This window comes from Ideonella sp. FW305-24 (assembly GCF_058788035.1).
On record NZ_JBYTAI010000018.1, the window covers coordinates 59,553 to 81,749 of the forward strand.

Annotated in this window: 15 protein-coding genes; all 15 read right to left on the reverse strand. The window is 62.8% G+C overall.

The genetic code is table 11. The features are described 5' to 3' along the window. Positions 1–17: 17 nt before the first annotated feature. The 15 genes from AC3WR5_RS30425 to AC3WR5_RS30495 all read right to left on the reverse strand — a co-directional run bounded on the left by AC3WR5_RS30425 (position 18) and on the right by AC3WR5_RS30495 (position 22,191). Complete coding sequence (locus AC3WR5_RS30425; RefSeq protein WP_492489388.1) at positions 18–758, reverse strand: lytic transglycosylase domain-containing protein; 741 nt, start codon at positions 756–758, stop codon at positions 18–20. A 65-nt stretch (positions 759–823) separates the two neighbouring features. Further along, the gene (locus tag AC3WR5_RS30430; RefSeq protein WP_492489389.1) at positions 824–3,124 is read right to left on the reverse strand and encodes a type IV secretory system conjugative DNA transfer family protein; all 2,301 of its coding nucleotides are present in this window, start codon (positions 3,122–3,124) and stop codon (positions 824–826) included. 144 nt (positions 3,125–3,268) lie between these two features. After that, positions 3,269–3,580, reverse strand: coding sequence for a hypothetical protein (locus AC3WR5_RS30435; protein WP_492489390.1), 312 nt, complete (start codon positions 3,578–3,580; stop codon positions 3,269–3,271). Between the two features lie 7 nt (positions 3,581–3,587). Continuing rightward, positions 3,588–9,968 carry a helicase-like domain-containing protein gene (locus AC3WR5_RS30440; protein WP_492489391.1) on the reverse strand — a complete coding sequence of 2,127 codons (6,381 nt, stop codon included), beginning with the start codon at positions 9,966–9,968 and terminating at the stop codon, positions 3,588–3,590. A 47-nt stretch (positions 9,969–10,015) separates the two neighbouring features. Continuing rightward, the gene (locus AC3WR5_RS30445) at positions 10,016–10,294 is read right to left on the reverse strand and encodes a hypothetical protein (protein WP_492489393.1); all 279 of its coding nucleotides are present in this window, start codon (positions 10,292–10,294) and stop codon (positions 10,016–10,018) included. A gap of 674 nt (positions 10,295–10,968) precedes the next feature. Next, positions 10,969–12,021, reverse strand: coding sequence for a hypothetical protein (locus tag AC3WR5_RS30450; protein ID WP_492489395.1), 1,053 nt, complete (start codon positions 12,019–12,021; stop codon positions 10,969–10,971). Between the two features lie 116 nt (positions 12,022–12,137). After that, positions 12,138–13,823, reverse strand: a complete 1,686-nt coding sequence (locus tag AC3WR5_RS30455) for a DNA cytosine methyltransferase (protein WP_492489396.1) — start codon at positions 13,821–13,823, stop codon at positions 12,138–12,140. A gap of 42 nt (positions 13,824–13,865) precedes the next feature. Further along, entirely contained in the window at positions 13,866–14,429 is a 564-nt protein-coding gene (locus tag AC3WR5_RS30460; RefSeq protein WP_492489397.1) for a KfrB domain-containing protein, read from the reverse strand. Positions 14,430–14,467: 38 nt separating this feature from the next. Beyond that, on the reverse strand, positions 14,468–17,536 hold the full coding sequence (locus tag AC3WR5_RS30465; RefSeq protein ID WP_492489398.1) for an LPD1 domain-containing protein: 3,069 nt from the start codon (positions 17,534–17,536) through the stop codon (positions 14,468–14,470). A gap of 19 nt (positions 17,537–17,555) precedes the next feature. After that, positions 17,556–18,467 (reverse strand): Fic/DOC family protein, encoded by a 912-nt coding sequence (locus AC3WR5_RS30470; protein ID WP_492489399.1) that lies wholly within the window; start codon positions 18,465–18,467, stop codon positions 17,556–17,558. Beyond that, a complete protein-coding gene (locus AC3WR5_RS30475; RefSeq protein ID WP_492489401.1) occupies positions 18,464–18,691 on the reverse strand; it encodes an antitoxin VbhA family protein in 228 nt (75 codons plus the stop codon). The genes AC3WR5_RS30470 and AC3WR5_RS30475 overlap by 4 nt, the downstream gene beginning before the upstream one ends. A gap of 72 nt (positions 18,692–18,763) precedes the next feature. After that, the gene (locus AC3WR5_RS30480; RefSeq protein WP_492489402.1) at positions 18,764–20,194 is read right to left on the reverse strand and encodes a KfrB domain-containing protein; all 1,431 of its coding nucleotides are present in this window, start codon (positions 20,192–20,194) and stop codon (positions 18,764–18,766) included. 53 nt (positions 20,195–20,247) lie between these two features. After that, a complete protein-coding gene (locus AC3WR5_RS30485; protein WP_492489404.1) occupies positions 20,248–20,688 on the reverse strand; it encodes a KfrB domain-containing protein in 441 nt (146 codons plus the stop codon). 7 nt (positions 20,689–20,695) lie between these two features. Beyond that, on the reverse strand, positions 20,696–21,850 hold the full coding sequence (locus AC3WR5_RS30490) for a hypothetical protein (protein ID WP_492489406.1): 1,155 nt from the start codon (positions 21,848–21,850) through the stop codon (positions 20,696–20,698). Between the two features lie 74 nt (positions 21,851–21,924). Continuing rightward, the gene (locus AC3WR5_RS30495) at positions 21,925–22,191 is read right to left on the reverse strand and encodes a hypothetical protein (RefSeq protein ID WP_492489408.1); all 267 of its coding nucleotides are present in this window, start codon (positions 22,189–22,191) and stop codon (positions 21,925–21,927) included. Positions 22,192–22,197: the final 6 nt, after the last annotated feature.

The following is a 22,197-nucleotide window of genomic DNA, read 5'->3' on the forward strand; positions in this document are numbered from 1 at the left end:
CTTCCTCGCTGTACGCCTCAGTGCATCTCCGCAAGGGAGAAGTTGCTTGCTTTCATCGCGAACCCTCGCGCGGCCGTGGCAACGCGCTCCGGTCTTGTCGCAGCCACGTCTTGCGCGCCGGCGCGGGTCAGCCGCGGAACAACACGCTGCGTGTTGATGGCAAGTGGTTTGCCGACCTGCCCATAAACGCGATCGACGTATCCGTCCTTGGCTCCGCGCACCCAGTCACCCGAGTTGTAGGCGCTGAGCGCTGCGTTCAGCGCCGTCTTACCGGGTCCGAACCTGTCCACCGCGCGCTGATAGAAGTCGGTGAGGATCTGGCCGCCGATGCGCACGTTCGTGCACGGGTCAAACACCTCGTTCAGCGACACGTTCATCTTCGCGAGATTGCGGTCGTTCACCTGAGCGACGCCCAATGAGACGGTGTGTCCACTGGCAATCAGTGCCTTTGCGGTCGCAACGGCTTCGCCGACCGATCCGGGATAAAGCGACCGCACCATCGACTTTCGTTGCGACCACGGAAGGGCGACTGGGCCCGCGTCCGCGATCGCGAATGCATGGCCCCGACTTTCCGCTGAAACGACGGCCGCCATCGTCTCAGGATGAACCGTCGGCGCGCAGCGCGCCATCAGTGCGCTGAACTCCGGATCCACGCCGGCCACAGCTTGCGCGGCGGCCTTGAGCGGCATGGCGCACATCGCCAAGCCCCATATCGGCAAGGTCATCGCGTTCAATCCACATGAAATCATCTGCGACATGCGAGTTAGCAAGGGCATAAAAATTAACACCTAATTAACAGTATATCGGCAAAGCGCTCGGTTTCCTAGAAAGCGGAGACGGAGACAACTTTTTCGACGAGCCCGATGCTCGCGACCAGTTCGTCAACCTCGCGACGTTCCTCAGCCGAAATCGTCCTAACGGCGTCGGCATAGCGGCTCCGCACCTTTGATTCGGAAGCCTGCGCTTGCGCTGGCGCGATCGGCGCGTCTGCTTTTTCGGGGACTTCCGATGTGGTCCGAGGGACCACGCGGCCATCTGCGCCGCCGTATGCTGCGGCAGGCTGCACCGCGGTCGCGACCTCGCGACGCATCGCCTCGCGCCCTGCGGCCCATTTGTCCTTTGCAACTGCCTCCGGCGAGGCGTCCACGACAGGCGCCGCGGCGGCGAAACCGGCAAAAGCCTCACCACCACGCAGCGTGTCGGACCTCGCGGGCGGCTTCATAGACGCGCGCTTCACGAGGGTGGGGTTCTCGTAGTAGAAAGCCTTGCGGCCGTAGATCGGCGGCTTGCCTTTGACGAACACCACGATGTCCTGATCATGCAGCGAAAGGAATTCGTCGGCAGTAACCAAGTCACGCGCCGTCTTACTCGTGCTCACCGACAAGTTGCCTGCCTTGATGCCGATGATGTCCCGGCTGCGAGAGCCGGAATCCTCAGTGACCGTTGTCTTGCCGGTCATCCGCGCGAGCTTTTCCGCCGTCTCGATCTTGTTAGGCGCGTAAGCGATTCGCGTCTCAGCGCCGGAATCGAAGGATTGCTTGTCGCCGTACAGTTCCTCAATCTGCACGATGTCTTGCACAAGGAAGAACATGCGAATGCCGTAGCCGGCGACGTAGCCCAGCGCTTCTTGCAGGATTGGCAACTTCTGGAGCGACGCGGCCTCGTCGACGATCATGAGCAGCTGGTGCGTGTAGTTGGCCACGCTCTGCCCACCCTCGAAAGCCATGTCGCTCGCGTTCCGGCGAATGAAAATGGCGTAAAAGAGTCGGGTCAGAGGCGTCATCCGCTCCATGTCGCTCGGTGAGCAAACGTAGTACAGCGAGACGGCCTGCTCCCCTGTCATGAGGTCGCGCACAAGGAAGTCCGAGGTGGAAGTGTTCCGCGCGACGATCGGATCCAAGTACAGCGACAGCAGCGACTTCGCAGTACTCAGCACGCCGCTGCGATCCTTGTCTTCCTTGTTCAACATCGTCTTGGCCGCGTTGGCGATCATCGGATGCGTCTTGGTCGGCTTCCCGAGGGTGTCCACCCAACCCATCTTTCCCTCGGGGTCATGGGTGGCATTCATCATCTCCGTGTACATCTGCTTGTCGCTGTCCCAAAGCGGGTCGCCGAGGAAATCCACACAGGAGGCTAGACTGCCGGGAGTGCGTTTCTGGATGCTGATGTATTTGACGTGCAGCGCGACCGCTGTGATGAACTCCCAACCTGCCTTGTCGAAGTAGTCTTTGAGGCCCTCCCCCTTTGGGTCGCAGGCCATTTGCATGATCATCTGTGCGTCCGCGACGTCGCGCAGCGTGAAAACGCGGATCTCATCGAGCGGGTTCCAGCGCGCGCCGGTGCCATCTTCGCCCGCTGGCTCGAACTTGATCACCTTCTGACCTGCCGCCTGGCGGAAGCCGGACGTGAGCGCCCAGGCCTCGCCCTTGGGGTCGTTCGTCATCACCGAGTGCTTCCATGTCAGCAGGGTCGGGATCACCATGCCCACGCCCTTGCCTGACCGCGTCGGACAAAAGCCGAAAATGTGCGTGTTCGCGCCGTCCTGCAGCCACTTAGTTTCTTTGACCACGGACTTGCGCAGTTTGAACATTGGGCGGCCGTTCCTGTCACGCTTTGAGCGCGACTTGAAGCCTTCTCTCCACGGTCCTCGCACGAAGATCGGCTGGTAGCGTCGCGCGAATTTCGGGTGATGTGGGTGAATGACCGCGCCCTTCTTGTCTAACATCACGGAGCCGACCACGACACCCTCGGATTTGTAGCCCGGTACGTCAATGAAGCCAGTCTGATCCACATCCTCGTGCTCAGCAAAATGGGCGGTGCCATGTAGTCCGTCCATCCCCTTCTGCACGTTGGCCATCCTGTAGGCCACGTAGGCGACGACGAGCAGGGAAACGATGCCCGAGAACGTCGCGATGCCGAACATCAGATGGACCGAGGCCTGCAGCAGCGGCACGTCCGCATAACGCCAGCCCCACATCACCCATGCCCCGGGCTGATAGACCCCGATGTGGCCAACACGAAACAGAGGCTCCCCCAGGCGCGGGTCGAAGTTGTACTTCGCAGCCCACCACTCTGTCGGCACAAAGCCCGACAGTGCGAGCCCGACGAACAACATCGAGAACATGACCAGCCCACTCTGCAGGGGAGACCGATCAGACGTGAATTTCAAGAGCTTTGCCATGTGCAATAAATAATAACCTCAAAGCTGCCGGTATGCACGCTTGTTCGACGCATGGGCTTTTGCAGCAAAAGCCCATGCACTCTCCCGTCAGCTGCGGGCGGCCTCCCCGAGCTGCAGCCACTCGACGCTGCGCCCTTCCAGCACTGCGCGCATGCGCCGGGCGGCGTCTTCATAGTCGTGCAGGCTGGCCATGCCGAGCAATTGGAACGAAGGCTCCGCCTCAGCCAGCGTACGAACCGCCGCAGCGCTGTTCTCGGCGTGAACGATGCGCTGCGTCACAGCTGCGGAGACCCCCTCGCGCCCGCCAACCTTCTGCTCCATTAATTGGCCCGAAACCAAGAAGATCCTGCGCGGATCGATCAGCTTGAAAGCCACACGTGCCTCGTTGTTCATCGTCATGATAACTTTACCTTGACAGAGAAGCGGCCTGTTCCGGACGCAGGACGCACGGTTGGCCTTCGCCGTACCGAATGGTCACCACCTCCCCAGCACGCGGTAGGAGATGGGCGTCGCGCATATCCGCAAGACTGTGCGTAACCGTCTCGCCCGAGCGGCTGACCTTCTGAACGACTCTGTCCGCGTCGATCCGCACCACGAGCCCGATGAACAGCCCATCGCGGCGAGCCGGGGCGTCGGGGTCCTCTTCCGATATCGCGCCGGCCCCCATCGGGCCTTCGCGCTTCTCTTCCTGCTCGATCTCGTCCACGGCCTGGCCAAGGCCCATGGCCCGCAGCTTCTGCTTCTGGACGTCGACGGCTGCTTTGAACGCCCTGGCCTCTTCAGGCTTCACGGCCGCCAACGAATTGGACTTGCGCAGCGCCCGCTGAACTTTGCCGTGCTCGCTGATCGCCGCCTGCAGCTCACGCGCGTGATCGAATGGCTGGCCCACCAATTCCGCCAGGCTGAGCGCCTCGTGGCCAGCACGCTCGATCTGCGCTCGAACGATGGCAATCTCGCGCGGAAGCTCGTCCGCGAAATTGTTCATGCGTGTCACCATTCCTGAACGCGAAACCGCGACGAGGCGGCGCTCCTCAAAATCGGGCATCGTGAGCGAGTAGTCCCCAGCCAAACTACCGCGTGCGAGCTTGAACTTCAAGCCGCGGTAGGTGATGCTTTCCGGCGCTAAGCTCGATCCGATCCGGTCCTGGATCTCGTCGATGGCGGCCATGACATCCTCCTTCGTGGCCAGCGTCGCGCCACGGTACGAGCCGAGCTCGGCCGCACCGTCGCGCTGCCCCTGCAGGGATTCCAGCAAGGCGAGCTGCTGCGGCCCGTGCTTGTCGGCATACGAACGACGTGCGCTGAGCCGAGACCGCAGCGAGAACTGGCCGTCACGGTGCGCCCGCTCAAGGTTGCGCAACTTCTTCACCTCGTTGGACAGTTGCGTCTCTTTCAGGATCAGGGGGTTGCCAGACGCAGCGGCCTTCATCTCGGCCGAGTTCGCTGCTTCCGTGGCCACGTCCTCGATCTCGTTGACGCCATCCGTGTAGTTGCGCAGCTGCTCGATGCCGGCGGCCTTGTGCTCCAACAGTTGCCAGCGCCTCGTGTCATACGTCTGCGAGGTCGCGTATCGGAACACGTGGAGCTGGAATCCTTCAGGGTCGCGCTCGTACAGCATGTTGCCGCGACGAATCCCGCGCCCCTCGCGCTGCTCCAAATCCGAAGGGCGGTACGGGGCATCGATGTGATGAAGGCCGACGATGCGCCGCTGAACATTTGTACCCGCCCCCATCTTCGGTGTCGAGCCGAACAGGAACCGAACGTCGCCGGCGTTGGTGCGCTTGAACAGCGCATCCTTGGCCGCTGGCGAGTCATGGTCGTGAATGAACTCGATCTGCGAGGGCGGAACGCCTCGTGCGATGAGCTTCGCCTTCATGTCGTCGTACACCGAGAAACCTTTGACGCCGGTTGCGCCATCGACATCAGCCATGGAGAACTCGACGTCCGCTGCATCGCCCTCGACATCGAGTGAGTGCTCGTTCTTGTACTCTTCAATCTCGTCCTCGCCGATCTGCCGAGCTTGCTCTCGCAGGTCCAGCCAACGCTCTGTGCCGCCCTCTTGCGTCACAAACCGCGCGAAGAATTCGTGGGCGGCCTGCTTGCTGTCCAATCCCTCTTTCATCAGCTGGCCCGTCACGGGATCGAACATCGAGAATGTCCGATCATTCTTGCGGCCTGCGGCCACCAGGTAGTAAGGCACGCCCTCATAGTCTTTCAGCGTGTGCAGCGTGCCCTGCTTGTGCGTGAGCGTGCCTGAGTCGTCGCGAACGTAGATGCGCTTCTCCTTCGAGGCCATCTTCGCCTTTGCCGACAAGGGCACCGACTGATCGCAGAACACCAGCTGAGTGCCTTTGTCTGCCTCCGTCGCCTTCCAGAGTTCAATCAGGTTGTCGATGGCATGGTTGATCTTGCTTTTCGGATCATCGGGCGCCGCCGGATCAATCAGGCGGTAGTCGAGGCCGGCCTTGTTGGCCAGGCCCGTGAGCGACAGCGCGTTGACCTTGCCTCGCGTCTCGCGCGTGATTTGCCGAAGGTTCTCGAACTGGCCGATGATGGACTCGGGATCGATGTGCATGACCGGGGTGATCGCCGACAACGCGGTCATATAGGCGGCCTCCTCCGCCGTTTCAAAGCGGCGCGGCCCGCGAGCTGTGTATTCACCGACTTGCTGCCGCATCTCGAACTTGCCATCCTCTGCTTGCTCGATGGTGATGGGGCTCGTCTCGTCGAGCTTGAGCTCGAAGAGGACCTCGCCAGCTTCGCTGCGCGCAATCTCTGGCACGCCAAAGAATGCCTCCTGCAGCGGCGATCGCGGCACCACGACATTGTGCGGTCGGCCGCCAGCGAGTTTCGGGACCGGGAACACCTTTCCGCGCTCGATCTCCTGCGCCTTCAGATCGGCGAGCGTGATGACGTCAGCAAAGCTGCGGTACTGTCCCATGAGCGAGCCGAGATTGCGGAACTTTGCGAACCGCTGTGAGAGCCTGTAGCCCGTGCCCGATGGCGCGACTTCGTAGACGTTCTGCACGTCGCCATACTGCTTCGCCCAGGCATCGAAAACGTGCAGTCCCTGCCGCTTGAGCTTGTCGTACTGCATGTACCGCTGGACGGTGAACATCTCCGCAAGCGAGTTGGAGACAGGGGTACCCGTTGCATGGATCAGCGGCACATCGGGTCCGAACGTCTTCTGCAGCCAGCGCGTCTTGATGAACAGGTCGAAGGCCTTGCCGGAGCCGGACGCATTTCCGAGGCCAGACACGCGGTTCATCTGCGTGTTGAAATACAGGTTCTTGAATTCGTGGGCCTCGTCTGTGGCGAGCATGTCGACGCCGAGGTCCCCCAGGTCGACGACCTTGGTTTTCTCGCCGGCCTTTTCCTGCAGCGCTTTCACCTTGGCTTCGAGGTTGGCCTTGATTTTCTCCATGTCGCGGATCACGTGGCGATCTCCGCGTTCGCGCTTCATGTCCTCAATCGCGTCGCTGATGTCTTTCAGCTGCTCGCCGATAACCTCGACCTCCGCGCCAGGCGGGAGCGGGATATTCTTCAGGGCCGAGTGCCCGATGATCACTGCGTCCCAGTTGCCAGTGACGATCTTCGAGAACAGCCGCTCGCGGTTGTCCTTCTCGAAGTCCTGGGGCGTCGCGGCCAGGACGTTCGCGCCCGGGTACAGGCGGTAGAACTCGCTGCGCCATTGCAGCGTCAAGTGGTTGGGTACAGCGAGCATGGGCTTCTTGCTGATGCCAAGCCGGCGCATCTCCATCACCATCGCGACGATCTCGAAAGTCTTGCCTGCGCCCACGACATGGTCCAGCAAGAGCGCGCGGTCCTGCACGCCCCGCCAGACGGCACTTTTCTGGTGGCGCAGCAGCTCGATGCCAGGATTCATCCCCGGAAAGGTCAGGTGCGAGCCGTCGAACTTGCGCGTGACAGTCCGGTTGAACTGGTCGTTGTAGATCGACGCGAGCTCCTGTGCGCGATCAGGGTCGGCCCACAACCACGAATCCCAGTGCGCCTTGATCTTGTCCGCGGCCTGGCGTGCCGCCTCCGTCTGGTCCTCGTCGGTGACGTACCGGGTCTGCCCATCGATCTGGATGGGCTTCTTCACCTCCGGGGCCCTGCTGTTCATGGCCAGGCCCAGGATGTCGAGCGCGCCCATCTCCGATGTGCCGTACTCGTTGTTGTTCTTCGCAAAGTTGACGCCGGTCTTGTTGGTCGTGATCCACTGGCCCGTAGCGCGGACGTACACGAAGTCAGCGTTGGCGCCGGAGATGTCCCGCGCGAATGCCTTGTAGTGCTGCGTCGGAATCCAGATTGCGCCGATGGCTGCGTGAATCTCCGAGGGCAACTTGTCCGCGGGGATGACCGATTGCAGCGCCTGAACGTTCCGTTCGAGCGCGCGATCATCTCTCGATGCGGCCTGGGCTTCGGCGAGCTTGGCCTTGACGTCGCCGGCGAGGTACTCATCGGCTGTCACGATGTTGCCCGAGTTCGGGTCGACGAAGACGAGCTCGCCCAGTTCGCGCAGGATCTCCTCTGCGCTCCGGCCGTAGGCCTGTTGCATGTACGGGAGGTCAACGCCGCCGCGCTGGTTCAGCGAGTGCACCAGCGCGTCTTTTGCCGTCTCGACAACCTCCAGCTCACCAGGTGGAAACAGCACGCGTCGGCTGAAGATGTCGGCCTTGACCGCGCGCGCGTCGCGGGCGTCCACGCCGTGCTCCTGAGCATAGGACGACGTGATCGCCTTCTCGTAGTCGAACTCCAGCGCCTGGACGAGCGGCGACTCGGTGTCGTCCATGAAGAGGCGGCGATTCACCAGGTCATTGACGAAGCCGAACTTGGCTTTGAACGCGTCATAGCCCTTGTTCAGCTCGCGCCGGTGCGACTCAATCGAGTCTTCGGTCGCGTCGGGGCTGCGTTCGAGGCGCATCTGAGCACGAAGCGCTTCGCGGATGCCGATCATGCCGATCATCCGGTCGTTGGCGCGATCGTTCGGCGCTTGCCACGGCGTCGCGCGCGTGACGCCGTTCAGGTCCGGCAAGCGCTGCCACACCTGGTTGCGGCCGTCGACTTCCTTGGTGAAGAACGATCCCTCCTTGACGTGCTCAGGCACATCGGTCGCTGCGGTTGCCTCCACCTCGTCCGTGCGTTCCATGCGCGAGTAGATCCCCTGCGGCAGGGTCTCGACCCAATGGGCGAGCCGGACCCGAAGATTCCCCTTCGAGTCGTCGGGCTCGACGGTGTATTCGTTGGCGCGATACAGCGTCCCATCCGCCGAATGGGAGCCAAGCACGTGCTCGGGGTGCCGCAGGAAGTAGTTGTTGATGGGCAACTTCACGACATCGCCCGTGCGCGGGTTCGCGACGTCCACGTCAGTCGTTTCGAGCCAAGCGGGGCGCTCGTCTCTGCCCAGTTCGTTTTCGCGGTCCAGGCGCTGGAACACCAGGATGTCTGTTACCACTTCCGTGTTCGCGTTCCGCTTGAACGCCGTGTTCGGAAGCCGAACGGCCGACACCAGGTCGGCTCGACGCGAAATCCATTGCCGAACATGGGGGTCGAGCTTGTCCAGGAAGGCATGCGACACGACCATGGCCATCAGGCCGCCAGGACGCAGCAGGTCAACGCTCTTCGCGAAGAAGTAGTTGTGAATCGACCATCCCGAGTAGGCCGAGCCCTTGTCATCGACCACGGACTGGCTCCCGAACGGCGGATTGCCGACCACCAGGTCAAAGTAGCCCGTCGGGGCGTTGTAGGCTTCGAAGCCGGTGCCCTTCGCGATCCTCGCCGTTGGGTACAGCGCCGCGGCGATGCGGCTCGTCAGGCTGTCCAGTTCGACGCCGTGCATAGCCGTCTCCTGACGCATCCGTGGGGGCATCATGCCAACGAAGTTGCCGCTGCCCATCGCCGGATCGATCGCGCGCCCGCCGTTGTAGCCGAGACGCGTCAGCCCGGCGTACATCGCATTGACAACGGTGGGCGAGGTGTAAAAGGCGTCCAGCTGCGACCGTCTGGCTGCGTTCCACTCCTCATCGCTCAGAAGCGCCTTGAGCTCGGAATGCTGCGTCGCCCAAGCGCGATTGGCGCCGTCGAAGACCCCCTTCAAGCCTCCCCAGCCGACGTAGCGGGCGAGCGCATGATGCTCGTCCGGCGTCGCGTTGCGGTTGTCGGCTTCGAGTCTTCTCAGTAGTCCGATTGCTCGGATGTTGTCGCGGTACTTCGCCATGAGGCCGCCCTGCCCGATCGCATCGTTCTCCTCGATGACGTGATCGACGCGGGTGCCAAAACGGTCCAGGCCAGCCGGCTTCGCCACATCAAGGGTGGCCAACGGCTCCGCTACGCCACCGGTGACGGCGTTCATCTCGGGCTGGGGATGGTCAGCGTCGGCGCTCCCGGCGCCGACCGGCACCGTTGCCGGCATGCTGACGTCTGCTACCTGCTCGGGCCCTGCTGCGAAGACGCTCCTGAAGGCGCGGATGTGGTCATCCCTGACTTCGGGCGCGAGCGCCCACAAGTTGCGCTGGCCATCTCGCACGAGTTCGCCGTCATGGCGCAACGTGTAGAAACTAAATTGCGGGCCCTGTTGACCGCGAACGAGCGCCGCCAGCCGGAACGGGCCGGCCGCACTGCCCTTGCTCACGCTGAAGCGGCGCGTGGCTCCGTTGATCGTCACGATCGCCGGGTACGGCTGGTTGATCGTGAACTCCCCGTTCGGGCCGGTGGCCGCCGTCCACGCCGCTTGAACCTGTTGCTGCAGGGAAGTCCCAGCGTCTAGGGCGGGCGGCGCATCCACATCGCTGACCTCATCGCGATCCTGCGCGCCGGCGCCTCGTACGCTGGCTAGTTCGTTTCCGGCGGATCCGGCCGGATGCCATGAAGTTGCAGAACCTCGCTCGGCGCCAGGTGCCCCATCGAAGTCTCCGCGGCCAGCACGTCCTTCTCCGCTTCCGTCTGCTCGGCCAACTTCGGGAGGTACTGCCTCGCGACCAGCAGGGCCATCACCTTGTGGGGCCAACCCAGCGCCCAGCGGTTCGCGATGCTGATCGCCGTCGATCCCTGCTTCTCGATCTCCAAAGCCAGTGCTTCCCCGTACAGCTCCCGGTTGTAAAGCGCTTCCATCGTCGTCATTCCTTTCCAAATCTTGCGCCGTCGCTGGAGCGATTTCTGTTGATCCTAGTTCGGTGGCGGGCGGCACCGGGGTCGACGCCTCAAGGTCCTGTTGAGCGCGTAAGTCCCATCCGGTCAGTCGCAGGCGCGCAGCTGCCACCAACTTCGCTTGCACGTCTCGCATGAGCTGACCGCGATCAGTCATCGTGCCCATGCTGAAGCCAGAGGCCAGCAGCACCTTCGCCGCCGCTTCTGTCTTCAGCTTTCTCAAGATCGCCACCGCATTGACCAGAGCTCCCGAGCGCAACGCGGCGTCCAAGGCAATCGACTCTGGTGGGCGCCATCCGTGGTCATCAGTAGCCACCGGCGGCGCAAGTTCCCGCGTGGCCTCGTCGGCGTTGGCGCCGAACATGTCGAGCTGCATCTGTACCCTACCACCAAATAGGCATTAAACAATTATCAATCGGCCGGAGTGCGGTCGGTTAACAGCTGTTTAACACTTTACTGGACCCGCGGAAGGGCGTCTGCCAACTATGCTTGTCATGTACCGTTCAATCTTTTGCTGCAAAAACGCGCCCTCGGCCAATTCAGCGCCTGCTGTTGCTGCCACGTTTCGGCCAGTCAGTCCGTTGCCCCGCGCGATGGCCTATTGATTGACGGGGTTGCAATGCGTGGGCTCTCCTCGGTCATTGTTCGGACTCGTCGCGCCAGATCGCAGCGGGAAACTCTCTCTTGATCGCCGGCAACCCAGATCTCCGCACCAAATCGAAAAGCATTTGGGAACAGGCAACCCCCTGAAACTGAGCGTGCAGCACTCTGGATTGAATCCCAAGGAGGCGCCGCAGCTTGCCTGCAAGCCGGCCCTCATCGGGGCGCACCGCCCAATCGGAGGCCAGTTGCTCCATCCACACGCGATCTCTCGTGGGATGGATAGTCAGCACGGCAAATTCTTTCAGTCGAAGGCCGTGGAGCAGTCCCCCGAACATCTGGGAAACGGCGGCGGCGATCGCCGCATTCTCGGAGCCGAGGGTTCCAGCCGCCGACTCGTCGAGAGTGAGCAAAAGCCAATGCGCGGGGCCGATAGCTTCGCTCAATCGAGGAAGTATCTTCCAATACGCAAGAACCGACCCGCCCTGACGGGTGCGCAATGTAAAGGGAAACCATCCTGCGGCGGCGAGCCTCGTCGTGTCGGGAAGCAACGGCGCGGCCTCGAACCAAGGCTCCCAGCTGCTGTTGTGCGCATTCCAAACCTCGAATTCGCGCAAAGGAATGCCGGTAGTCGAGAACAACGGCAGCTCGCCGCCCGTCTCTCGACGCACAGACCAGAGCAAATCCGCATCGCCCGGCAGGTAGTCGTCTTCCTCGAAGGCCCAGCCCTGCAGCACCTGCTGCACCACTGCCCTCTTCACCCGCGTCATCAGGTGGGGAACAGAAAAGCCACGCGTGCCCAGGTCCCGCGCGGCTGCTTCTCGCCGCTGCCAGAACGACAACCGATAGATGCCGTACCCGCTGGGTAGCGTCTTGCGCGCAGCTATCAGCGACGCATGGGGCCACGGTCGTTCTGAACTATCCCAGTGTTTTGCGCTGAAAGACGATTTTCCGGAGAGCCTGCGCAGGGAGATTGCGCTGTCGACTCGGTAGTAATAGCCGTCCTGCGATGTTGGGTCATCGAGTCCGAGGTTTTGCTCCGCACTTGCTGTTGTGGACCGGTCAGCCAAAATGTTGCCTTCTCTGTTCATCGCCATCATCCAGGATCAGGTGGAGGCCGGCCATCTGACGATTGCTTTCGCGACGCCTAAGCTGCGATCGCTGGGAAGCCCCTGCAACTCATCATTCCCCGCGTCCCGCGGCGCTGTTACAGCTCCAAGGCCAACTGGCGCGACTTTTCGGCGCGGGCCACGGTCCCTCGGCCGTCTTTGAACACAACGTGAACGTCCTCACCCAATTTAGGTGCGCGATCGAGGTCGCCGAGCTTCAGAACGACGCCGGAGCGCCGGCCGACGTCCATGATGTAGGTACCGCCGTCCGCGGCAACCACCCGACCGATGTAGGTGCCGGACGCCAAGTTCGGCAACTTCAATTCGGCAACGACCTCGGCCGCGAGCGCGGCCAGACGTACCTCGGCGGCCAGCTGCTGATCCTCATCCTTGACCACGGCCGCTGAGGCACGCGACGGCCGGCGGCCCGCCGCAGCGTCGAGGGACTCACCGAGATGTTGGCCAACGCCTGCAAAGGGCGCGTAAGCGACGCCTTGGCCAAGGATCTGGTGAGCAATGGTGGCAGAGACGCCATGGACTAAATTTTCGGGAACGCCCTTCAGGCGCGCGTGCTCACCAGGAGTGAACTGCCGCAACAGGTTCGGGTCGTCTGGATGCGCCACCTTCGGATCGGTGCTGCGCACCTTCGAATAGCCCTTCGTGATCGTGCCGACCCGCGTGCTCTCCGCGCCGACCACTTGCATCGCAAAGTTCTTACCCTCCTGCCGGTCGCGAATCTCCTTGGCCTTGAGGCCCTCCATGGTCGACCACGATGGATGGCCTGGCGGAATGTCGTCGAGGATGCCTCCGACAGTGAGATCGGACGCGCCTGGAGGTTGCAGCTGGTCGAAGTCGAACTCGATCCCCTCGCTGACCGCCACCATGCACCAGCGCACTCGGTTCTCGATGGCGCCCCACTCCTGCCCCCGCAACACACGCTCGTGCGTCACGTAACCCATGTCGCGCAGTTGGTTTCGGAGGATGTCCGCGCTCGCGCTCGTCGCATAGGTTGGCACTTGCTCGAACACGATGGCGGCCGGGTTCGCCTTGCTCAAGATCACCAGCGCACTGACCACCAAGTGGCCGACGTCAGGATGCGCCTCGCCGTGGCTCAGGCCGCGCTTAGCCTTGCCCGCACGGGACTCACCGCTGCACGGCAGGCCCATTTCCATGACCTCGACTTTAGGGATCTCCGCGACGCCGCGCTCGTCAAACGCCAACTCCTGCATCGGTGCCGCAAACACCTTCGTGTGCTCATCCCACGCATCGTTGTGGGCTGCGGCATGCTCCAAAAGATCCTCGCGGATCTCGTTGGCGAACGCGAGCCGGTTGTCGACGCCGGCGGCTTTCAGTCCCGAGTGGATCGCATGCGACAAGATGCCTCCGCCATGCGAGAGACTGCCGACTGCAAGCGGCTCACCGGCCTCCAGCTTGGACTTCAGGCGGCCGAAGCGCTCAGCCTTCTTGAGCTCGCTCGCGAGCGGCAACAGGAATATCTGTCCTTGTTTGACTGCGACGCGAACCGAGCTCATGCCATCGAACAATGCCAGCAGCTCGCGCGAGTTCAGGTCGATGATGGGATTCGTCTTCTCGCCATCCTTCTTCCCGGACACGACCCTCGATCCGTCGGGATTCGCCTGCAACACGATTGTCTTGCCGTGGACGACGATGTCGAAGTGCTGGCCAGGCTTGAAGCCCGCGCGCTGCGTCTGCGTTCCTTCCAGCCAGATGCGCGGAGCGCCGCGGTTCTGCCCGATCTTCTTGATGTAGTAGCCATCGATCACCGCTGTTCCTTTGTCCTGTCGACTGCAGATGTGGCTACGCGCCTAGCGTTCAACGCCGTGCGAAAGACTTTGTTCGGGGGCGGCCACGTGGCCCTTGCCATCCAGGTAGGCGATGTCGGCAATCTCGTTGACCTGCACGGGCCGCGACAGGGCGGAAGTCGCGTGCAACACCGTTTCCCCGCTGCGTCCGACGCGTTGCTCGACGACCGTATCGCCGACGCTCAGAATCTTGCCGACGAACCTCCCGGAGCGGTCGGAATTCTCCGCAGGGCCGCAGTCCGCGCTTTCGCGTGCTTCTTGCCGAACGGCCTGGATCACCAGGTCGTGTTGTGCAATCTCCGAGGCATAGCCGCGGCTAAGCTCCTTCGAGCGTTCGATCGCACCTACCGCAATCTCCACTTCCCAATCGCGCACCCACTTGATCGCCTGCACGTCTTCTCGCGCCCATCGCTTCCCGTTGGGCTCGTCTTCCTGCTGGTTCACGCGCTTCGGCAGTTGGCTGATGGCCTCGGCCCTCCGCTCGATGCCAACATAGGCATTGGTGTAGCACCGATGGGTTTCGGCCCTCTCGCCTAGCCACTTTTCAGAAACTGGTCGCTCGATCACTGCTTCGCTCCTTTGATGCGTTCGAACTTGCGCTGGCTTCAGCGCCTCATCTCGCGCGATGCCTCACGCGCATTGCCTGACACGACCCCTTGCCCGTCGCGATAGGTGATCTCAGCGACCTCCCCCGGTTCAACGGGTCGTGAAAGATCGGACATTGAGTGCAGGACGGTTTCGCCGCTGCGACCAACCCGTTGCATCACTGCGTTGTCGGTGACCTTGAGGATCTTTCCCACGAACATGCCGACACGCTGGCCCGGCGTTGAGGGCGCGCGAGGTGCCTCCAACTGCGGCATGCCCTTGGCCCATTGCCTGGCGTTGTGCAAGATGCCTTGGAGTTCGGCGTTCGTGAACGGCACTGAGACGCCGTGATCGCGAAGCCAACTCGAAACGCCCGCGAAGACACCCTTCATGAACCCGAACTGCACGCGCACATCGCCGCGCTCGTCGAGGCATTGCTCGCCAGCCCGCGCGACGATCTCCTTCGTCTCGATTTCAGCGGGCAGCTCACCGTAGCGCGAGCGCACGTTGTCGGCGATCGAGCAGACCGTGGGGTCACCCTTGGCCTTCAGGGCCTGCACGCCGTGATGCAATTTCGAGAAGCCGTAGCTACCGAGCATCCGCTCCAGGCTGTGGTGCATGACGACTTCGTGCGCCATGACCTTCTGCAACTGTGCGAGGTCGCCGATGTTGCCCGCGACGACGTACACCTGGCCATCGTGGTAGGCACCGTCCGTATGCACAGGCGACCGGAATGGCAACTGCGCGGCCGTGGCCACCACATGCACGAGGGGCATGTTCCGCCACTGTCCGCGAAGGCGATGAATCTCCGAGTGAATCTGGCTTTCAGGCATGCCGTTGGCAGCCACGGCACCGGTGGAGAAGAGCGCCGGGCCGAGCGCCGACGCGCGGACATTGAGCTGGTCGACCAGCGCATCGAACGCCATGTTGATGCTGTCGCGTTCGTGTCCGCTGGGAACCGTCTCACGTTCGTGAACGCCGTGGGAGAGGTAGCTGTTCTTCGCGTCGCGTGCGTCCAGCTTGTCGGCCACGAACGCGTCAAAGGCCCTTGCGAACATCTCGCACGTCGTCGCCCAATAGGGCTTGCCGCCCTTTTCTTTGTCGAGGTGCGCTGCATTGCGCGCGTAGTCGGTGCTGACCTTGCGCAGCTCTGGCTTCGCGTCGGCGGCCATGGCCGCTTGATGCTTGGCTTTCTCTCGACGGAAGGTCAGTGAGTCGACGTTGCTCTGTAGGCCTTTGAGCTGATCGAGCGAATACACACGCCCGTGCTTCTCCTTGTACAACTCCCTCATCTCGGCGACAGCAGGGTGAACCAGCGTGGTGGGACCAATGGCCACCTTCTCGATGCCGGAATCGGCAGCGCGAACGCGATTGGCCAGCTCGTCGAATTGCGGCTCCAAACCAGTGAAGTCCGCGCGAATCGATCGGAGCCAGCCAGCGACGTTCTTTTCGAGTTTCTGTTGGTAGGCCGCGTCCTCCGAGCGCGCCTCTTCGGGCGTCTGCATCCGCGTCGTCATGCTCTGCTGAATTCCCGCGAATGCCGATGTGACCTCCGCACGGACCTCGCCGAAGCGGCTGGACGTCACCGACGTGTACTTTCCGCCAACGAATTCTCGGCTCGTCTTGGTGACGCCAAGATGGACGTGCTCGCTCAGGTAGGGCTCGCTCGAACCTTCGAGGCCGGCCTGTCTCGCGAAGTAGTGATCGAGGGCGTGCGCCCATTCGTGACCGAGCGCTCCGGCTCCGGCGGTCCGCGTCAGGTTGATTTCATTGACGCCCGGCACGAAGTGTGCGGCGTTGCGTCCGCCGTGCCCCTGCGCGCCGAACGCCAGTCCGAGCATGCCACCGAGCGACATCGCCGTGGGTGGCAGGTCCAGTAACTCCGCCAGGTCGTGCATCGCGTCGAACGCATGGTTCAAGTGCAGCTGCGCCTCCGCGCGCGCTGTCGGGGTCTTCATCCAGTTGCCGAAGTTGACGCCTCGAAGCCCGAATTCAGACATCAGCCGCTCGCTGCTGATGTCTTCGCCCGGCATCCGTCGACTCGGGCCAACGCGTTCCGCGCGCTCGACAGTCTCACCCATTTCCCTGATGGCGTCGGCGCCACCTTTGCCGCTGCGCGATCGCGCCTTTGCCGCCTCGATCGCTGCCTCGCCGGATTCAAAGGATCCGATGAAACCGCGTTTGCCCACGAGCACGAAGGACTTGACGTCGCTGGCGGCAGCCTGGGCATCTTGCTCCGTTGGATACGCGTCCAGGTAGTATTCTCCGAGCGACAGTAGGAACCTGCCATTGGCTCCCTTGTCCACGTGTGGTTCGGGCCGATCGATGACCTTGAAACCTTGCACTTCCCAAGCCTCGCGCTTGTTCGGCCACCCGGCGTCGATGGCCTTCATCGCACGTCGTATTTCGTCGTAGCCCGGTTGCAGTGCGCCCAGCAGCTTGTTGCCACCGATCAGCCTCAGTTCGATGCGGTGAGCCTTCCAGCCCTCCGTGTAGACACGATCGAGTAGACCTCTGCTTGGCACGAGGTCCAGGACGGAGATCCCCGCGCCGATCGAGCCGCCGGCGGCGCGGGCGTTCTGCGAGATCCAGGCCGTCAAAGCTTGAGGGTCTTGCGCCCAGGCCATCAGTCCCTTCTCGACGCGCTGCAGGCCTGTGATGTATTGCGCCAACGCACTGTCGATCCCTCCCGCGCCAGATCCGACAGACGGCTTCGAGGCTACGCTGTCGTATACCTGCTTGACGATGTGCGCGATGAGCGGCTGCATGCCGGCCTCGATCAATGCCACGTAGTCAGGCTTCAACCAGATGTTTGCCTTGATGGCGTCCTTGACCTTCAGCGCGTCGTTCTGACCTGCGAGGTCTTCCCACTTCAGCGCAATGCGCCCTCGGTTGCGACGATTCGCGACGAGTTCCTCGCCAGCGTCGGCGATTCCACCTGTTTCGGCGACGGGGGCAGGCTTCTCGGCATCGGTAGCGGCCACCGCGCTGGCCAACTCGGACGCCGGATCAGACGGGCGCTCGACCGGTGGATGAGGTGCGGCGCCGTCGTCGGCGGAGATTTCGGTTCCGAAGAGATCGAGCTGCATTTCGGGTTCCTAAATGGCTTCAGCGCCCTATCGCCACGCCGAGCTTCATGGCGTGCATGACGCTACCGATGCCCCTTCGGAAGTGCACCGCGAGTCGTTCGCCGATGTTGGGTACCTTGTCGAGACTGCGCACGTCGTGGATCACCGCCTGGCGGCGGCCGATGTCCTGCGCCACATGCAAGCCGCTCGCTGCCACGATCGGCCCGATGTACTGCCGGTCCCGTTCCCCCGAACGGTCGACCATGCTGTAGCCCTGCTCTGCGAGCGCCACACGGATCGTTGTCTCCGAAAGTTGCGCGTCGAGCGCTACCTCGCGGGCCTTCAGCGGGGTCGAAATGGCCATGAAGACATTCGCGATCGGCTTGCTGTTTCCGTGAGCGGCCTCCGTAGCGGCCTCGTTCCATGTCCGACGATTGACCTTCTTGAAATCGAGCGAGTACCCTGCGACCTCGGCAAGCTGGGTCATGAATTCGCGCGTCATGCGGCCGTTCCCTTCACGGAACGGGTGCAAGTTGTTCACCGCCTTGTAAACCTCGCCCATCTCGGTCGCGAAGGCGTCTGCATCCAGGCCCGCGGCAGCACCTTCGAGGAGGCGGCCACCGCGGATCGTGTCGGCGATCACCGCCGCGCTTCCTTCGAGCTCGCCCAACGAAGTAAACCTCGTCTTGGCGGCACCCTCGCCCTTCGCCATGTCGACTTCGCGAAGTTGCCCAGCCCAGTCATAGACATCCTGGAACACTCGGCGATGGATCTCGCGCATGTGCGCGAGATCGAAAGTTGGCGCCACCGGGTTCTGGCGCAGTTCCGCGAGGCGCAGCGCCGTCACTTCGCGCTCGAATGAGTCGAGCTTGCCCTGATCCTTTATGCCGGCCCTGTTCACAAGAACCGTGGTGCCTTGGAAGAGATAGGCCTCCCAGCGGGCGCGGCTCATTTCGCATGCCTGCTGTGTGCAGCCACCGCTTGCGCAATGGCTTCAGCAATCGTCAGGTCGCCTGCGATCACCTGTTGCTGCCTGGCAGCTTGCGCAGCGTCGACCACAAGGCCCTCGAGGGCCAGCGTCGCGTTCGCGTAGGCGAAGGCCGCTTCGGTTCGCTCGCGCGTAGCCTCTGAAGCTGAATGTGACGGACGGTTCACGCTATCGGACGGTTGGTTCATTGCCTTCTCCTTGCGTCCCTTTCGGGCCTTAGGAATTTGTTCGGCCAGACCGGGAACAAGGCCCCAGCGAATTCAGCGGCCAAGATCCTTGTCCTGCCCCTTCACCATGTCGGTGACGATGCCCTGGCCATCCTTCACACGGATGTTCAGACGGTCGCCTACTGCGGGCACCTTATCGAGGCCGCGCACGTCGTGGATCACCACCTGGCGGCGGCCGATGTCCTGCGCGACATGCAGGTTGCTGGCCGCGACGATCGCGCCCATGTACTGGCGCGCTTCATCAGGCTTTTGCGGGAATGCGTAGCCCAGTTCGGAGAGTTGCGCGCGCAAATCGATCTCCGAGTCCTTCGCTTCACGTTCGCTGTCGATCTGCACCCATGCGTCCGTGCGCTCTGCGACTGCGACGCCTACCATGGCGGACTCAACCAGCGGCGCGTGTTGTCCCTGCGCCATGCGTGACACCTCCAGCCTGAATCCTTCGGCGACGAACTTTGCGCCCAGACCGAACTGCGGCGCTCGATCCGCCATGGCCTGCGCGCTCTCGAAAAGTGCCGTGTACGCGATGCCTTCCTGTTCGTAGTCGATGGCGAGGCATCCGGACCTGTCGTCGATGTACGGCGGGCCCACCGGTTCGCGCGCCGGCGCCGTGTACTCGGTCTTCGGGCGCGCCGCGCGAACCTCGAAGGCGCGTTGCACCAGGCTTTGGTTCAGCCCATGGGCCTTTACGAACTGGTCGAAGCTCTGCACCGAGTTGAACAGGACCAACTGCGGCGTCTCGCCTTTTTCCGAGGTCACGCGCACCGCCAAATCTTCGCTGTCGCGATCAACGAAGGGTTCGGAGAACTTCGCCCTGTCCAAAGAATCGACGACTTGGCCAGCACCGCGGTAGTAGGACACCATCACAGCCTCGCCCACCGGCGGGACGGCCTGCAGGCGACGGTTCTCGTGTGTGACAACCTCTCCGTCCTGCGTTCGCTGCAGTGTGAAGTCACTGTCTTGCGCGATGACCTCCCCTACGGACACTTCCTTCGGAACGATGTCCCTCTCGACGCCGGCGCGGACCAGGGTCGGGCCGAGCCTGGCAGACAGCTCGCGCTGCGTGTCGATCTGTTGTTTGATCCAGGGGTGGTTCATCCCGTCGCTCAGGGCGGCGAAGTCGGCCAAGACTTGGGGCGCGTTCTCGCCGTGGATCAGCGACGATTCCAGCACCGATGACATCCAGGCGCTGCGCAGCGAAACAAGCTCGGCGACTTTGAGGTTGTCTCGCGCCGAAAGCGGGTTCAACCTAAGCTTCTCCGTCAGCGCCTGTAGCGTTACGTCCTTGTAGGTGTGCTCTTGCGCGTGACGAGGCAACGTCTGGGCAATCGGCCCGTTCATGTAGACGCTGTAGGTCATCACGTCCGCTGAAACGCCGACGCCAGGGTGGCGATTGATCGCCCCGCTGGGCCGCATCGTTTCGGCGAATTCTGTGAAAGTCATCTGGTTGACGTTCTTGTCGATCATGACATCCCTATCTAGACATTAAAGAATTTATTTCGCAGCAAAAGTGCGCTGCCTCATCGGCCGTGGCCACTCCGGTTTTGCTCGTTCTCGAAAGCGCACTGCATGGCGCCACTTCCATAGGTGATGGTCACAACCGCGCCTACGGCAGGCACGACGGGAAAGCCGTCAAGGTTATGGACCGTGGCGCGTCCGCGGCCGAGTGACTGGATGACCAGGCCGTAGTCCTCTGCCAGGCCGAGGATTTGGCCGACGCTCACGCCGTCGGGACGCGTGCGCTCAAGGCATGCGCCAACCTCATCGTCTTCGACTAGCACCCCGTGGTTCGACCAAAGCTCACTGCCGATGCGTTCGACGAGTGCCCGCCTGCGCCGGCGACCTGAATCCGACGCGTCAGCGATGTCGAAATCCACCGCCGCTTTCGCGGGCATCCTCGCTTCGTTCGACGCGGTTTGGGCATAGCGAAACTCGGCAGCGACCTGGCGTTCTTGCAGCATGATGACCTCAGAGGGATGGTGCGTTGCGGCCGATGCGGGCGGCCTTGCTGACCGTCAGCGCTCCGGCCTTGAAGTTGAGGCGCAACTGATCACCGACTTTCGTCTGCGCGCCTTCGACGACGGTGTGTGGCAATTCCAGTGCGTCGCTGCGGTTGACTTTGATGAGGCTTGCGCGATGGTCACGCGAGACAACCTCCCCGAAATACTGCCCGCGGTCAACGTCGGGTGCCTTGACCTTCAGGCCCATTTCGGCCGCCTGTTGCTCGATGGTCGGCGCATGCACGTCGAGGCCCTTGGCCGCGAGCAACTCAGAGATGCCACTCGCGCCGAACTCGCCGGCATGTCGGGCCAGCGAACCCGAACTGATGCTGCTGACGACGACCTCCGCAGCTTGCAGGCTGACGCTGCCGTGAAGAAGGCGCTGCACGCTGTCCGGCACCCAGTCGCTCAAGCCCACAACCTTCGAGCCCGAGGCCCACGCTTTAAGGCTCGCGCGCGTGGATTGCACTGCGAATGCGCTTGCCGCCTCGCGGTGCAGTTCCAAAACCTGCGCCATGGATGCCGGGACGTCGAACTTCCCGCCCACGCCGTCGAACCCAAAGCCGGCGACGCGCTGCTGCAGCGCCTGAGCGGCAACCATCTGCAGCGAGGCGCGCGCATGGAACGGCTGCTCGCCCAGCGGCACGACGCGCACCACCGACGCCGAAAGAATTTGGCGCACCATCTCCTCGGCAGTCGCATCCTGCGACATTGCTGCGAGCGCTGTCGACGGCGCCGCGGGCGCGTCCATGGCGGCCTTCGCCGCCGCAGGCAGGGATCGGACGGAACGTGCCCGCGATTGGGTGTTAGCAGCAGCCAGTGCCCAGCCGTCGGTCCCGCGAGTGAGCGCCCGCTGCAGGGCGGGCTTCGCGTGTGCGAACACGGTGTCACGACTTTCGCCGATGGACACGCCGCGCACGGGGAAACCGGCTTCGCGCAGCACGACGGCCATGCCAGGGCCATCCATGCCATGGAGCAACGCCATCACGTCACCCGGCGACTTGGCCCGAAGGGCCGCGCGAAGCGCGTGAGCACCAGCAGACGCCCATGCACCATCCGGCCCTTTGGTTGGGCTCAGATAGCTCGGTCGGCTGGCCAGTTGGCGCACCTCACTCATCTCCATGAAAACCTCATTCCGGGTCAAATTTAACTGTTAATTAACAGTTATTGAATTATTGCACCATGCGTGTTTGGCGGTCAACATGCCATCGCCGGATCGACGAACACAGCGATGTCGCCCACGCCTGCGAGTGCCTGCTTGACCTGCGCCACGGTCGCTTCCAGCGCCGCCAAGCTCACAACCCCGACCACCTGCAGGTTCGGAAAGCTTGTTCCCAGGAACTCATAGAGGGCTCCTTCGTTGGCAGCGCAAATCACGCGCTGCTCCAGGACCGAATCGCGTTGTGGCACCTCGGCCGGCCCTCGGCTGCTGCCGGTCACCAAGAACACGTTTTCCTTGCGCATACCTTC

Coding starts and splice junctions, on each gene's coding strand:
- AC3WR5_RS30425 (WP_492489388.1), bottom strand. CDS start 758: ATGTCGCAGATGATTTCATGTGGATTGAACGCGATGACCTTGCCGATA.
- AC3WR5_RS30430 (WP_492489389.1), bottom strand. CDS start 3,124: ATGTTCTCGATGTTGTTCGTCGGGCTCGCACTGTCGGGCTTTGTGCCG.
- AC3WR5_RS30435 (WP_492489390.1), bottom strand. CDS start 3,580: ATGACGATGAACAACGAGGCACGTGTGGCTTTCAAGCTGATCGATCCG.
- AC3WR5_RS30445 (WP_492489393.1), bottom strand. CDS start 10,294: ATGGAAGCGCTTTACAACCGGGAGCTGTACGGGGAAGCACTGGCTTTG.
- AC3WR5_RS30450 (WP_492489395.1), bottom strand. CDS start 12,021: ATGAACAGAGAAGGCAACATTTTGGCTGACCGGTCCACAACAGCAAGT.
- AC3WR5_RS30465 (WP_492489398.1), bottom strand. CDS start 17,536: ATGCAGCTCGATCTCTTCGGAACCGAAATCTCCGCCGACGACGGCGCC.
- AC3WR5_RS30470 (WP_492489399.1), bottom strand. CDS start 18,467: ATGAGCCGCGCCCGCTGGGAGGCCTATCTCTTCCAAGGCACCACGGTT.
- AC3WR5_RS30475 (WP_492489401.1), bottom strand. CDS start 18,691: ATGAACCAACCGTCCGATAGCGTGAACCGTCCGTCACATTCAGCTTCA.
- AC3WR5_RS30480 (WP_492489402.1), bottom strand. CDS start 20,194: ATGATCGACAAGAACGTCAACCAGATGACTTTCACAGAATTCGCCGAA.
- AC3WR5_RS30485 (WP_492489404.1), bottom strand. CDS start 20,688: ATGCTGCAAGAACGCCAGGTCGCTGCCGAGTTTCGCTATGCCCAAACC.
- AC3WR5_RS30490 (WP_492489406.1), bottom strand. CDS start 21,850: ATGGAGATGAGTGAGGTGCGCCAACTGGCCAGCCGACCGAGCTATCTG.
- AC3WR5_RS30495 (WP_492489408.1), bottom strand. CDS start 22,191: ATGCGCAAGGAAAACGTGTTCTTGGTGACCGGCAGCAGCCGAGGGCCG.